Source organism: Riemerella columbina, from assembly GCF_030517065.1.
GTDB classification, from domain to species: Bacteria; Bacteroidota; Bacteroidia; order Flavobacteriales; family Weeksellaceae; genus Riemerella; species Riemerella columbina_A.
The window spans coordinates 274,790-288,924 of sequence record NZ_CP103950.1 but is presented as its reverse complement, the minus strand read 5'-3'; the positions used below and the strand labels follow the sequence as shown (position 1 = coordinate 288,924).

The window sequence follows — 14,135 nt, the reverse complement described above, 5'->3', positions numbered from 1 at the left end:
AAAAAATATTTATTATGAAAAACTTGTCCTTAGCCTTTTTTAGTGGTGTGCTGCAGCATTTTCTGTAGCCTCGCCTACAGGCCTTCTGTAGATCACCTCTACGCCTTCTTGCTCGTAGAGTCTTTTATATCTTACTTTCTCTGGATCAAAAGGTTTGGTTTTTCCAAAATATTCCGCTAAACCTTCTGTAAGCCATAGTGGCACAATGAAAGTCGCGAACATCATAATACACCAAAAACCTACCATCATCATTGTAAAAAAGTAGATGGTCCAAAGGAACTGATAAAATGGCCAAAATGCGGATAACATCATTACTAATTATTTTAATAAGGCAAAATTAACACAATTTTATTTTTCTACAAAAGAAAACCGTATTATTTTTTAATTTATTTTTAATCTAAAATACAAGGTTTAGTGGGCAATGCTCGCAAAGAAATCATTCCCCTTATCATCTGTGATAATAAACGCAGGGAAATTATCCACCTCTATTTTTCTCACGGCTTCCATTCCTAATTCTGGGAAATCCACCACCTCAACAGATTTAATATTTTCCTTCGCTAAAATAGCTGCTGGACCACCAATAGACCCTAAATAGAAACCGCCATATTTAGCACAAGCCTCTGTCACTTCTTTGCTTCTGTTGCCTTTCGCGAGCATAATCATACTACCGCCGTGCTTTTGAAATGGTGCCACATAAGGGTCCATTCTGCCGGCCGTAGTCGGTCCAAAACTTCCTGATGGCATATCTTCTGGCGTTTTTGCCGGTCCCGCGTAGTAAATCGGGTGGTTTTTAAAGTAGTCTGGCATCGGCTGACCTGCATCTATCATTTCTTTAATCTTGGCGTGAGCCGTATCTCTCGCTACGATGAGCGTTCCTTTCAGTTTCAATCTCGTTTTAATTGGATATTGTGAAAGCTCGGCTAAAATCTCAGGCATTGGTCTATCCAAATCGACTTCCACAGGAGCTTCCAAATGCGGCGGCACCTCTGGTAAAAAGCGTTTAGGGTTGGCCTCTAATTGTTCTAAAAACAAACCTTCTTTGGTTATTTTAGCCTTGATATTTCTGTCTGCCGAGCAAGAAACACCCATACCCACAGGGCAACTAGCAGCGTGGCGCGGCAAACGAATCACGCGAACATCATGGGTCAAATATTTCCCTCCAAACTGCGCGCCAATGGCACTTTCTTGGCAAATTTCCTGAATTCTTTTCTCCCATTCTAAATCTCGGAAGGCTTGCCCTCCCATATTACCTTCGGTAGGGAGATTATCGTAATAACCCGCGCTGGCTTTCTTCACGGCGGCTAAATTCGCCTCGGCAGAAGTGCCACCAACAACAAACGCCAAATGGTAAGGCGGACAAGCCGCGGTGCCTAAATCCATAATTTTTTCTCGTACAAACGCCTCAAAGCTCTCCTCGTTAAGCAAAGATTTTGTTTTTTGATATAAAAAAGTCTTATTGGCAGAGCCTCCACCTTTGGCTAAAAATAAAAAATGGTATTCATTGCCTTTCTCCGCGTAGATGTCAATTTGTGCTGGTAGATTGCTGCCCGAGTTTTTCTCCTCAAACATTTTTAGCGGCACCAATTGAGAATATCTTAAATTTCTATCCTGATAAGTGTTAAAAATACCTTTGCTTAACCACTCGGCATCCTCCACGCCTGTATAGACATTTTCACCTTTTTTAGCCACGCAAATGGCCGTTCCTGTATCTTGGCAAGATGGCAATGCGCCCTCCACGGCTACCGCAGCATTTTCCAATAAATTATAAGCCACAAAGCGGTCGTTATCCGTAGCTTCTGGGTCGTCTATAATTTTTTTAAGCTTCTCCAAATGCGAAGTTCTCAGCATAAAGGAAACATCTGCCAAGGCTTTTTCCGCTAAAAGCTCCAAGCCTTTGGGGTCTACACGCAAAATTTCGCGGTCGCCCAGTTGCTCCACAGTCACATAATCTGAACTTATTTTTTTGTATTGGGTATCGTCTTTCTGAATAGGAAATGGTTTTTGATAATTAAATTCCATGATTTAAATTTTAATTACGAAATAATTTTTGGTAAAATTACGCATCACAATGGTTTTATTCAAAAAATAGGCTATGATTTCGTGCCTGAATTCCAATTTATATCCAATCTAAATAATTGATTGATGTATTTTTAACCGCTTTCTTATTCATCCAAGAGACAATCGGTTAAAACCAAAGCCTCCCGAACTGTGCAGGAGGCTTTATAAGTTTGAAGTACCGTTTAATTTTAAGACAATAACGCTTCTGCGCTCATTTTTCCAAAATTATTGGCTGCCAAAGGGCTATCCCCTGTAATGAGTTTTCTATCCGTGTGGCAAAGCCCTGAAATGCCTTCATTGATAATTTCCACACCCAATTTCTGGAGTTTCTCGCCATAGAACCAAGGCATTTTGCCTGGCACATAGCCTATTTCTGGCGTTTGTGTGTCTATCACATCAGGAAACGAAGCGATTTTGTAACCTTTATAAGGGTAGTTTTCTGGCGCTTCCTCGTGTGCAGCTGCCAGCAGCGTAGCGGGACCATGACAAATAGACAGCATATATTTATCTTCATCTAAAACCCAATAGATCACCTTTTTGAGGTCGTTATTGGCAGGAAGCCCAAGCATAGCGCCGTGCCCACCAGGGGTAAACACCGCCACAAAATCCTCTTCTGACTGCATACCATTCTCTACGAAATCCTTTAAACTTCTTGGATGCTCAAACTGAGCGCGGTATTTTTCATAAATCCCTTTTACCGCCTCATCTTCGCTTGGCATAGCCCACATTTCCAAAACGACAGGTTTTCCTGTTGGCGTAAAAATCACCGACTCAAACCCTGCCGCCTCTAAGTGCAGCATCGGCACCAGCGTTTCCACAGGGTGATTGCCCGTAGAGAACATTTTGCCATTCTGCATGGTCATATATTGTTCTTGGGTACAAACCACCAATATTTTCTTGTTTTTATCTGTGTTGGGGCGGTCGTATTGGGTAAAATCATAATCGGTTTTTGCCGCTACAAACTGCGCGCGAGAAAACGGCGATGGCTCGTAGCCCACACCATCAAATATAGGTTCTTTGCTTAATTCTTGTGTCATCTTTTTTAAATTTTTAGTTGATTGAAGTCCAAAATTACGAATAAAAACCGAAATTCCTCGCCCCAGCGTGCGCCCACCATCACAAAATTATCGCCATTAAGCCTCCAGCTGTCATTATTTCTCAAGAATCTAATTTTAAATGCTATTTTAAATTACTGATAATCAAAATATTAAAAAATTTTATTAGATTTATCTTCAAAATAGTTGCGTAAACAACAGTAATGGTATTAACTTTGCAACTTCAAAAGAAAAATAACACAATGGAAGACACCATATTATCTAACGAAAACCGTTACAACCTTTTGGCAGGGCGCGTGCCGATGCTGGTCAACCGCTTTCTGTCTCAGCAATTGAAAAACGAGGGTGTGCCGCTCACCCGCGAACAATGGTCGGTGTTGGCAGTGCTTTGGAAATCTGATGGTTGCTCGCAACAGCACATCGCAGATGCAACTTTTCGGGATAAACCGAGCATCACCCGCCTGATTGACAATTTAGAAAAAGAGCAATTGGTAGAACGCCACAATGCCCCGAACGACAGGCGTTTGAACCTCATCTTCCTCACGCCCAAAGGGAAAAAAATGGAACAGAAAGTTCTAAAAGTGGTCAATGATACCATCAGCAAAGCCACAGAAAACCTCTCCAATGAGGAAATATTAACCATCAAAAATGGTTTTGAGAAAGTTTATCAAAATATCAAAAAATACGAATAAAATTTATTTATCCTAAAAATTTAAACCCTATCAACAATGAAAAAATGGATTCTAAGTTGCATATTGGCAGCATTCTCCCTCATCGGTTACGGACAGATTTTCGTATCAGAAGGGGTAGAAATGGCGATCAACCAAGCACTTCATAAAGATGTAGAGCTCCGCAACCAAAGTTTGGAACAGAAGAAAATGGCGCTGGAGCACAAAGCCGTGCTTCAAAAATACATTCCCAGAGTGGAAGCCAACGCCCTCTATGGCTACCTCCACAGCCAAGCGAATTTGGATTTACCTCCGCTCAAACTCCCTCTGACAGGGCTTACGCTGTTCAACGGCAGCACTGATTTTTCTGCGGAAGGACAGGCTTTCCACGGCGGCATTACGGCAAAAATGGTGCTCTTCAGCGGTGGACAAATTCCCAATGGTGCCAAGGCTTTGCAAGAAAAAAATCAAGGACAAATTTATATGATGGCACTGCGAAAAGACGAGGTTTTGCAAGACCTTTTGCAGAGTTTTGACCAACTAGAACTCCTAAAAACTGCCGAAGTCCTCATCAACGATAGCGACAAACGCCTCGCCAAAGAAGCCGAACGCGTGCAAAAAGCCATCGCCCTTGGGCTTGCCATTCCGTACGACCGAGATAAAATCAAGTTGGCACGCTTAGAATTGGAAACCAAACGCGCCGATGTTCACAACAAACAACAACTCCTCGCGCTGAAAATCAACCAGTTGACAGGATTGGAAACCGATGAGATTTTGAGCATCCAGCACCAAGTAACACCCATTGTGATTTTGAGCACACTGGACACCGAAAATCGCAATGAAATTAAGGCTTTGGAATCGTTTCAAAAAGCCTCAGAATACGCCATCAAAAAGGAAAAAGGTGCGTATTTACCCACCCTCGGCGCGTTTGCGGGATACAGTTATTCCTCTCTTTTCAATGCTGAAACTCAAGTGCCTATCGGGGCGCTCAATACCACCACTCATCTGAAAATGAACCACCTGACCCTGCACCCAAGCTTTATGGTAGGCGTGGCGATGAAATGGGAGATTTTTAGCGGTTTTGAACGCCTGCACAAAGTGGAAGAAGCCGAATTGAACGCCCAACAAATTGCGAATAAATTGGCAGATGCCAAAGAAAAAATGAAACTTCAACTTCTTAAAAATCAAGCTGAATACGAAACTATGCTTCATCAAATCGATATTGCGGAACAACGCGAAAAAATCGCTCAGAACAACAATATTTTGGCGGAGAAACAGTACCGCAATGGGCTCATCGGCATTACAGAACGCCTTGCCGCAGAGAACGACACTTATAAAGAGGCTTTAAACAAAATGGAAACCATCATCAACGAGAGAAAAGCTGCCATCGAGACCTATAAAGCCGCTGGCATTTTGCAAGAATCCATCAATTCAACCTTATAAAATTATAACTATGCATCTTAACATCAATAAAATCAGTTTAGTAATAGGCACCGCACTTTCAATAATATCGTGCCAAAATCAAGATAAAACCACCGAAATCCAAGGCAAAGTAGAGCGTGAAGACCTCGCTGTGGTGAGTAAAATCCCTGGGCGTATCCAGAAAATATTGGTCCAAGAAGGAGATTGGGTGAAGAAAGGCGATACCCTCGCGATTTTAGACATTCCCGAAGTGGAAGCTAAAAAAGCCCAAGCCCAAGGCGCCGTAAAATCCGCTGAAGCCCAGTACAATATGGCACATCGTGGCGCTACCGCTAATCAATTGAAACAACTAAGAGCCAAAAAAGCCGCCCTTACCGAGCAGTATGAATTTGCCAAAAAATCGCTCAGAAGAATGCAAGCAATGGTAGATGATTCCCTGATTCCGCAACAGAAATACGATGAAGTTTTTGCGAAATATCAAGGTGCCCAAGCCCAACTCATCGCTGTAGATGCCGAAATTGCCGATGTTCAGAACGGCGTTCGGATAGAGCAACAGACAATGGCTTTGGGGCAGCAAGACCGTGCTTTGGGAGCGCTACAAGAGGTGAGCGTTGCCGAAAAAGAGCGGTACATTATAGCACCGCAAGATATGAAAATCAGTAATATCACGCTAAAATTAGGCGAGTTAGCCTTGCCAGGATATACTTTATTTAAAGGTAATTTGGCACAATCCACCTACTTCCGATTTACCCTCGCCGAGAGCCAGCTCAAAGCCTACCAACAAGGGCAAGAAGTTCAGGTGTTTAGCCCTTACCTCAACCAAAGCATCAAGGGTAAAATCAAGAATATCAAACTGATAGGCGCTTATGCCAACATCGCCAATGCTTATCCTGATTATGAACTTCAAGACCAATTGTACGAGCTGACTGTAAGCCCAGAACAGCCTCAGAATACAGAAAAATGGCTCACCAAATCTACCGTTATCCTCAAAAAATAAAACGATGAAAACCTTTATACAATTACTCCGCAGAGAGTTTCGGCATTTTTGGAAAAATGATGTCTTGAAAATGCTCTTTTTCGGCGCTCCACTGGCGTACGGCTTGCTCATCGGTTATGTCTATAGCAAGGGAAAAGTGACGGATTTGCCCATCATTGTGGTAGATGAAGACCAAAGTAGTATGAGCCAAAAAATGGTGGAAATGATACAGGACAACGAGGTGCTGCACATTGCTCAATTGAAGTTTGACACCCAAAACTTAGACCGATTGATGGCTGAAAAAGACGCCGCCTGCGTGGTATTAATCCCCAAAGATTTTGAGCGAAAAGTGCTGACCAAACAAAATCCAGAGGTTACTACCATGGTGAATACGGCTAATTTCGTTACCGCCAACTATGCTTCCTCCGCGCTACAAGTGGTTTTAGGGACGCTAAAAGCAGGCACACAGATTGAAATTCTCCGCAAACAAGGCACGCCAGAAGAGTTGCTCCTCAGTCAATACGAGCCCTTCAAAACCACTTATATCAAGAAAAATAACCGCAGCTCCAATTATATGTATTTCCTTTGGCCAGGGGTGTTGGCAACGGTGCTTCAGCAAGTTTTACTGTTGGCGTTGGCGTTGTCTTTCGCTTCGGAATTTGAGAAAGGCAGCTTTAAAAATTTGGTTCAGCAATGCCCTAACACACTGATGCTGATGGCAGTCAAATTATTGCCCTACTGGCTGATGAGCTTCTTGATATGGCTGATGTATTGGGGCTTTACCTTTTGGTTTTCCATTCCATTTGAGCATCATTTGGGAGAACTCACCTTGATTGCAGGGCTGTTTATCGTTGCCGTGAGTTTTATCGGAATACTGGTCAGCATATTGATTCCCAGTGAGCTGAAAGCCACGGAAATCTTAATGGTGGTTGCCACTCCGAGTTTTATGATTTCTGGATTTACATGGCCCCTCAGCCAAATGCCCGAATGGATCCAATGGCTCGCCAGCGGTATTCCGCTCACGCATTTTCTCCCCGCTTTCCGAATTTTAGTTATTGAAAACGGCGATTTTGACCTGACTTATCCCTACATTCAAAATTTGCTGATCATCGGCGGAGTCTGTGCTGTGCTGAGTTACATCGCCCTCTACATCAAAGTGAGAAAAGTTAAGGAATAAAACCTTTTTAGTGGGCAAATTGACAAGTTTAGGTATTAAGAAAATTGAAAAATTAAAAACGCATTTCAAATTCCCAACAAGAGAATATTTATAGATGCTAATATCTTTAAGCGGAGAAGAAGTTGATAAAAACTTCTCTCCGCTATTTTTTTCTTAACGGATGAAAAAACGAAAGTCCAAATAAAAATGAATGAAAAAACCATTAAATACAACAAAACCAGTGTTTTGATTAAAAAAAACGCTTGTTTATTTAAAATTAATTTATTTTATTTACAGAATAGAATGAATTTTATCAACTATAATCCTCAAAACCATGAAAAACCTCACCATTTTATTTCTGTCCATCATTGTGTTTTTTATCAACCCCAATGCTTTTGCCCAGCAATACCAACTCAAAGGCAAAGTAGTTGGAAGTACTTCAAATGCACCTGTGGAATGGGTAAATGTGGTTTTGGTAAAAAATGACAGTATTTTTAGTGGGACTACAACGGACAGCTTGGGCGGGTTTCTTATCACCGCTCCAAAAGGGATCTATACACTGAAATTGGAGTATTTTGGAGAAGTTGCAATAAATAAGGAATTAAACATTTTAAGTAATGTAGACTTAGGAATATTAAAAATCAAAGAGTCTGTTCAATTGCAAGAGATTGTGATTGATGTAAAAAAACCTTTAATTCAACGAAAAGTAGATCGATTGGTCTTTAAGGTCGGAAACTCTATATCTGCCACAGGTGGAGATGCTATAGATGCTTTAAAAGTTACTCCAAGTTTGAGAGTTCAAAATGACCAAATATCAATAATTGGGAAAAGTGGGGTTTCTGTCATGATAGATGATAAATTGGTACAGCTTTCTGGAGATGATTTATTCAGTTTTCTAAAAACAATTAAATCAGATGATATAGAAAGTATAGAAGTCATCACCACGCCACCGGCAAAATATGAAGTAGAAGGAAATAGTGGAATCGTAAATATTAAATTGAAAGAAACAAAACAAAATTATATTAGTGGTAATTTAAACACTTCATATACGCAAGCTACATATCCATTAGGGAATTTAGGGGGCGGTTTGAATTATCAAAAAGATAGATTAACGGTTTCTTCCAATCTGAATTATCAAAATGGAAGTATCGCGCCATACCAAGAGTACACGATCTTTTACCCCAATTATATATGGAATGAGCAGAGTAAAAAAAGGGTTTTTATAAACAGTCTAAGCGGTAGAATTGCCTTAGATTACAAAATTAGTCCCAAAACGACAATGGGAATTCAGTATATGGGAATGCTTTCAAAGCCAATTTCTAAAGGAACTAATACCTCATATATCACCAAAAATAATGCATTAGATTCTATAATAATTACGCCTTCTCGATTAGAAATACAAAGAAAAACACATTCTTTAAATTTTCATAGCACGACTAAAGTAGATACTATTGGAACGCAATATTCAATAGATATAGACTATTTCAAATATAAATCGGACATAGACAACAATTTCAGTACGAATACCTATTTTCCTAATAATACTCCGGTACCTAATCGTTATGCTTCTGCAAAAAATTTAAGCCTTCAAAATATTGACATATATACGGCTAAATTTGATTATGAAATGCCTCTGAATTGGATTAACCTTTCATTTGGTGCTAAAGTGGCTTTCATTAACAATAATAGTCAAGTTTCTTATATTGACAAAACTACAAACAATCCTGTTTTAGACCCCTCAAAAAGCAATAGTTTTGATTATAAAGAAAATACCCAAGCATTGTATATTTCAGGAAGTAAAAAACTTTCTGAAAGATGGGACTCACAATTGGGATTACGATTAGAAAATACACAAACTGAAGGTTATTCAAAAACACTCAACCAAACGAATAAAAATAATTATCTCAAACTATTTCCTACTTTTTACCTGACATACAAAGTGTCTGAAAGTAGTACTTTAGGGTTGAATTATAGCAGAAGAATTAACAGACCCTCTTATAGTAATTTGAATCCTTTTAGGTTCTACAGCTCTAAATATAATTACAATGAGGGAAATCCTTTTTTGCAACCTTTTTATATAGATAACGCAGAAATTTCATTTACATATAAAAATTATTTTGCTTCATTATATGCTAATTATATGACAAATGGTGTTGATCAAGTTACATTCGTTTCAAAAGATCATCCCATTCAAAAAGTTATTCCCTACAATTTTTATAATCATCTCAATATTGGAACAACACAACACTACACTTTTAATAAGTGGAGTTGGATGGAAAGCAACAATTCAGCTACAATATACTACTCCAAGACAACATCAGATTTACCCAATACATTACCTAAAATAGATAGATGGGTACTATATTTTAATTCTAATAACAGTTTTATACTAAACAAAGAAAAGACATTGAGAGCAGAGTTAGGCTTCTCGTATCTATCTCCGTCAGTTGCAGGAAGTTACACCACAACAGCATGGTATTATATAGATGCAGGACTAAAATATTCAATGCTGAACAAGCAACTTCAAATAGCTATAAATGCAACGGATATATTCAGAACGAATAAAACGACATTCACCCAAATCGTAAACGGCATAGAGCAAAAAAGTTACGATTATGGAGATACACAAAAAGTACGATTATCTATTATTTGGAATTTTGGAAAATCATTACAGAAACAACAAAACATACAGAGTAACGAGGAAGAAAGAAGCAGGTTATAAATCATATATAAATGCTTAAAACAACTTGCAAGCAATTAGTGGAGAAGGAGGAGGGAATGTGAAAAAACGCTTGTTTATTTAAACTTAATTTAGTTCTTTTGTAGAGAAAAAATATAAAATAATGAGAGATTACCGTTTTTTGTTTTTATCACTTATGATCATTTGGGGAGGTATCAATGTTTACGCCCAACAATACCAACTCAAAGGCAAGGTGGTTGGAAGTACTTCAAATAACCCTGTGGAATGGGTAAATGTGGTTTTGGTAAAAAATGACAGCGTTTTTAGTGGGACTACAACGGACAGCTTGGGTGTTTTTCTTATCACCGCTCCAAAAGGGATCTATACACTGAAATTGGAGCAATTTGGAGAGACCGTCACAAATAAGGCGGTAGATCTTTCAAATGATATAGACTTCGGAGTGTTAAAAATCCGAGAATCCGTTCAGTTAAAAGAGATTGTCATCAATACGAGAAGAAAAATCATTAAACAAGTCGGCGATAAACTTCAATTTGATATAGAAAACTCCCCTTTCGCTGAGGGAAATACAGGTTTAGATATTTTAAAAAAGAGCCCTAAACTAAGCGTTACCTCTTCAGGAGGTATTATGCTAAAAAATAAATCGGTTGAAGTGCTTGTGAATGGCAGAAAGATGAATCTGTCATCTGATGAACTCGGAACTTACCTTCAATCATTATCTTCGGAGGATATTAAGGTGATTGAAATTCAAGAAATGGCTTCGGCAGATCAAGAAGCGGCAACTCAAGGGGGAGTGATTAATATCATATTGAAAAATAACCCCAAAGGGATTCGCGTAATAGCTAAATCGTCTTATCTGCATCGAAAAAATAATTTTGGAACCTATCAAGGCGGTCTTAATTTGAATTACGGGACAGAACAATGGAATTTATATTCAGATTTTTCTTATGCTAAAAATAGAGATTCAGGAACATCAAGAGGGACTTTTTACTACAAAAATGGAAATAGCAATGATAGCAATGGCGATTTTATACAAGACAACAATAATATAGGCATTCGTTTGGGGACTATGTATTATTTGAATGATAAGAATACGCTTGGGATTGAGGGATATTTCAGCACCAATCAATTTGAAATTGACTCCAAAGAGGCTATGGAGATCATTAGCCCAACGATGAATATTCAAAGTAAAAATCAATCATTATGGAATTTGCCGAGTGATTTATGGTACACAACTTTTAACTACACCTTAAAAACCGATGAGAAAGGCAGTTCCCTAAAACTCATTGCCGATATGGGCGAAAATCAAGGAACATCTCAAAACAATGTATCCTCAATATATGACGCTAATTCATCTCTGAACTCAAATCATTGGTTTACTTCAGAGGCTCGCTCTAAGTATTATACCGCTCAGTTAGATGCCGTTCAAAAATGGGATGATGATTGGGAATTGAATGCGGGGGCTAAATTTAACGCCGTCAGTAGAGATAATCTTTTGAATGTTAAGTTTTTACAATCTCACCAATGGATAGAGGACATAAGTAAAAAGCAAGATTTTGATAATCAAGAGCAAATTTTAGCAGGATACACGACTTTGGCTAAAGTTCTGGGGAAGCATTTCCTTAAAGTAGGCGTTCGCTTAGAAAACACTAAAATAGAAGGAGTTAATAAGATAAATCAGCAAAAAGTGGATCAAGAATACACTCGGTGGTTCCCAACGCTTTACTACAAATATAATTTTGGAAATCAAAAAAGTATTTCAGCAAGTTATCGAAAAAGTATTTCGCGTCCATCATTCAAAGACTTAAATCCATTTATATTTAAACAAAATGATTTTTTATATCAAATCGGAAATGCTAATTTACAACCTTTTTACAAAGACCTTGTAGACATAGAAATGACCTATAAAAACCATAGTCTGTCATTATATGCAGCTTATACCAAAGATTTGATAACTAATGTATACTATACCGACACCAACCATATCAATTACTACCAACCAAAGAATTTTGGTAATTATAAAGAATGGGGATTAGATTATTCTTACGCGGGGAATATCACAAAATGGTTATATACAAGTATGGCTACTGGAATTTTTTATAATAGTTTTCAGTCAGGAGATGGTGTAAATACATCGGGAGCCTCTTTCTATGGTACTATGTATAATGATATACAACTTCCTAATCAATGGGGGTTGGAGTTATACCATTCATATCATCATAGTCGAATAAGCAAAAACCTTAAAGCTTATGAAAAGTATTATTTGGATGTAAGCATTAGAAAAAAGTTTTTAGATAATAAACTTTTATTGGTCGCTGGTGTTGATGATATATTCAATACGCTTAGAGATAGAAATATTTCCTATTTTAATGATTTTGACTTTGAATTTTATCAAAAACGACTTACACGTAGCTTTTTCCTTAGTTTTACATACACATTTGACAATCATAAAAATGTAAGCAACAATAAAGTTAAATCCGAAAACGAAAGTCGCCAGAGATTTTAAGTTAAAGCAAAGGAGGTTGCTGAAAATCCTATAAAAACATAAAAACTACAGACCAATAAGCGTCGCCCTACAATACCCTTCCAACATTGAAAGCGACGTAGAAGTAGACAGCACCAGAAACAACATCAATAGGAAGTGATGGAGAGAGTTAAGATATTCAAGGATTAAAGGGTTGAAAGATTGAAAGATTTGTGAAGTTGTAAAGTTGTGAACAATTCCCCTCTTTTTTTAAAGAGGGGTGGCACGAAGTGACGGGGTGTTTATCCGAAGGAATTTCAGATTTCAGATTCTAAAATTCAAAGATTTAATGATTTAATGATTCGTGAAGTCGTTGATTTGTGAAACCCACCCCGCCTTGCAGGCACCCCTCCAGAGGAGGGGAATCAAAGAGCCTCCACAAGCGATTTTTGACACAAGCTTGCGATACCTCCCCCTCCCCCCCCCCAAAAAGGCGGATTGGGCAGAGCCAATCTTTGAATCATATAATCATTAAATAATTTAAATTTTTAAATTTAAAAATAGGTATTCGCTTGCTACACGCTTACGCCAAAAGCATAGCCTACTAAGGCGGAAATACCCATCGCTAAGGTACCCCAAATCGTGATGCGAATGGCGGCTTTGAGCATACTGGAACCGCCGGTTTTGGCTGAAATAGCGCCTAAAATCAGTAAAAATACGAGGGTGAAACCGTAGAGGAAATATTCCATTTGCGAGACCGGTGCCAAGAGCGTGACTAAAACAGGCAACACACCACCGACCAAAAACGACGCTCCAGATGCCAATGCGGCTTGGATGGGATTGGCTTGAGAGATTTCGGTGATGCCCAACTCGTCGCGGGTGTGGGCAGCAAGAGCATCGTGGGCGGTGAGTTCTTGGGCAACTTGCCAGGCGGTTTCTTTTTTCAAGCCTCGTTGTTGGTAAATTTCGGCTAAAATTTGTAGCTCTACTTCGGGTTGGTCACGGAGTTCTTGTGCCTCGCGCTCGATGTCCGCTTTTTCGGTGTCCGTTTGGGAACTTACCGACACATACTCGCCAGCCGCCATAGACAGGGCACCTGCCACCAATCCTGCCACCGTCGCCAATACAATAGGATGTCGCGCATCGCTGGCTGCCGCTATCCCTATCGCCAAACTGGATACGGAAATGATGCCGTCATTCGCTCCCAAAACCGCTGCCCGAAGCCAATTGCTCCGATGGATGTAGTGGTTGTCTAAATAGTTATCTATATTTGTCGCTTTCATAATATTTGTTCGTTGATGGGTTTAGTGGGGGGGGGGGGGTAAAGGTAGGGAAAATATTTAAAAATTGCGGGGAGCACCCGTAGGCGATTTTTTAATGATTCAAAGATTGAAAGATTTTACCTCCCTCTGCCTCCTCCAAAGAGGGATTCCGATGTAAATTCCCCTCCTTCGGAGGGGTGCCTGAAAGGCGGGGTAGCGGAGAGTCTCCGATAGCGTTTTTTGACACGAACTTGCGAACTTAGCGAAGTCAATACCTTTGGACAAACACCCCGCCCTACGGGCACCCCTCTTTAAAAAAAGAGGGGAATTATTTACAACTTCACACACAATTCTTCTCCTTTCGGAGGATTGGAAG

10 protein-coding genes are annotated in these 14,135 nt (G+C 39.4%); 6 read left to right on the top strand and 4 right to left on the bottom strand.

Annotation, left to right across the window (positions count from 1 at the left end):
* Positions 1 to 39: 39 nt before the first annotated feature.
* The 3 genes from NYR17_RS01290 to hchA form a co-directional block, all read right to left on the bottom strand.
* Positions 40 to 312 carry a hypothetical protein gene (locus tag NYR17_RS01290; RefSeq protein ID WP_302505893.1) on the bottom strand — a complete coding sequence of 91 codons (273 nt, stop codon included), beginning with the start codon at positions 310 to 312 and terminating at the stop codon, positions 40 to 42.
* Between the two features lie 99 nt (positions 313 to 411).
* Positions 412 to 2,019 (bottom strand): fumarate hydratase, encoded by a 1,608-nt coding sequence (locus NYR17_RS01285; RefSeq protein ID WP_302505892.1) that lies wholly within the window; start codon positions 2,017 to 2,019, stop codon positions 412 to 414.
* 227 nt (positions 2,020 to 2,246) lie between these two features.
* Positions 2,247 to 3,095 carry a glyoxalase III HchA gene (gene hchA / locus NYR17_RS01280; RefSeq protein ID WP_302505891.1) on the bottom strand — a complete coding sequence of 283 codons (849 nt, stop codon included), beginning with the start codon at positions 3,093 to 3,095 and terminating at the stop codon, positions 2,247 to 2,249.
* Between the two features lie 260 nt (positions 3,096 to 3,355).
* On the opposite strand from hchA, the gene NYR17_RS01275 reads away from it, so the two are divergent.
* From NYR17_RS01275 to NYR17_RS01250, 6 genes are all read left to right on the top strand, one after another.
* The gene (locus tag NYR17_RS01275) at positions 3,356 to 3,805 is read left to right on the top strand and encodes a MarR family winged helix-turn-helix transcriptional regulator (RefSeq protein ID WP_302505890.1); all 450 of its coding nucleotides are present in this window, start codon (positions 3,356 to 3,358) and stop codon (positions 3,803 to 3,805) included.
* A 36-nt stretch (positions 3,806 to 3,841) separates the two neighbouring features.
* The gene (locus NYR17_RS01270; protein ID WP_302505889.1) at positions 3,842 to 5,224 is read left to right on the top strand and encodes a TolC family protein; all 1,383 of its coding nucleotides are present in this window, start codon (positions 3,842 to 3,844) and stop codon (positions 5,222 to 5,224) included.
* A gap of 10 nt (positions 5,225 to 5,234) precedes the next feature.
* The gene (locus NYR17_RS01265) at positions 5,235 to 6,200 is read left to right on the top strand and encodes an HlyD family secretion protein (protein ID WP_302505888.1); all 966 of its coding nucleotides are present in this window, start codon (positions 5,235 to 5,237) and stop codon (positions 6,198 to 6,200) included.
* Between the two features lie 4 nt (positions 6,201 to 6,204).
* Positions 6,205 to 7,356: an ABC transporter permease gene (locus tag NYR17_RS01260; RefSeq protein WP_302505887.1), complete on the top strand. Its 1,152-nt coding sequence runs from the start codon at positions 6,205 to 6,207 to the stop codon at positions 7,354 to 7,356.
* A gap of 313 nt (positions 7,357 to 7,669) precedes the next feature.
* Positions 7,670 to 10,057: a TonB-dependent receptor domain-containing protein gene (locus NYR17_RS01255; protein WP_302505886.1), complete on the top strand. Its 2,388-nt coding sequence runs from the start codon at positions 7,670 to 7,672 to the stop codon at positions 10,055 to 10,057.
* A 121-nt stretch (positions 10,058 to 10,178) separates the two neighbouring features.
* Positions 10,179 to 12,539 (top strand): outer membrane beta-barrel protein, encoded by a 2,361-nt coding sequence (locus tag NYR17_RS01250; protein WP_302505885.1) that lies wholly within the window; start codon positions 10,179 to 10,181, stop codon positions 12,537 to 12,539.
* A 533-nt stretch (positions 12,540 to 13,072) separates the two neighbouring features.
* Here NYR17_RS01250 and NYR17_RS01245 read toward each other — a convergent pair.
* The gene (locus tag NYR17_RS01245; RefSeq protein WP_302505884.1) at positions 13,073 to 13,780 is read right to left on the bottom strand and encodes a VIT1/CCC1 transporter family protein; all 708 of its coding nucleotides are present in this window, start codon (positions 13,778 to 13,780) and stop codon (positions 13,073 to 13,075) included.
* Positions 13,781 to 14,135 lie beyond the last annotated feature (355 nt).

Coding starts and splice junctions, on each gene's coding strand:
- NYR17_RS01250 (WP_302505885.1), top strand. CDS start 10,179: ATGAGAGATTACCGTTTTTTGTTTTTATCACTTATGATCATTTGGGGA.
- NYR17_RS01270 (WP_302505889.1), top strand. CDS start 3,842: ATGAAAAAATGGATTCTAAGTTGCATATTGGCAGCATTCTCCCTCATC.
- NYR17_RS01265 (WP_302505888.1), top strand. CDS start 5,235: ATGCATCTTAACATCAATAAAATCAGTTTAGTAATAGGCACCGCACTT.
- NYR17_RS01245 (WP_302505884.1), bottom strand. CDS start 13,780: ATGAAAGCGACAAATATAGATAACTATTTAGACAACCACTACATCCAT.
- NYR17_RS01260 (WP_302505887.1), top strand. CDS start 6,205: ATGAAAACCTTTATACAATTACTCCGCAGAGAGTTTCGGCATTTTTGG.
- NYR17_RS01290 (WP_302505893.1), bottom strand. CDS start 312: ATGATGTTATCCGCATTTTGGCCATTTTATCAGTTCCTTTGGACCATC.
- hchA (WP_302505891.1), bottom strand. CDS start 3,095: ATGACACAAGAATTAAGCAAAGAACCTATATTTGATGGTGTGGGCTAC.
- NYR17_RS01275 (WP_302505890.1), top strand. CDS start 3,356: ATGGAAGACACCATATTATCTAACGAAAACCGTTACAACCTTTTGGCA.
- NYR17_RS01285 (WP_302505892.1), bottom strand. CDS start 2,019: ATGGAATTTAATTATCAAAAACCATTTCCTATTCAGAAAGACGATACC.
- NYR17_RS01255 (WP_302505886.1), top strand. CDS start 7,670: ATGAAAAACCTCACCATTTTATTTCTGTCCATCATTGTGTTTTTTATC.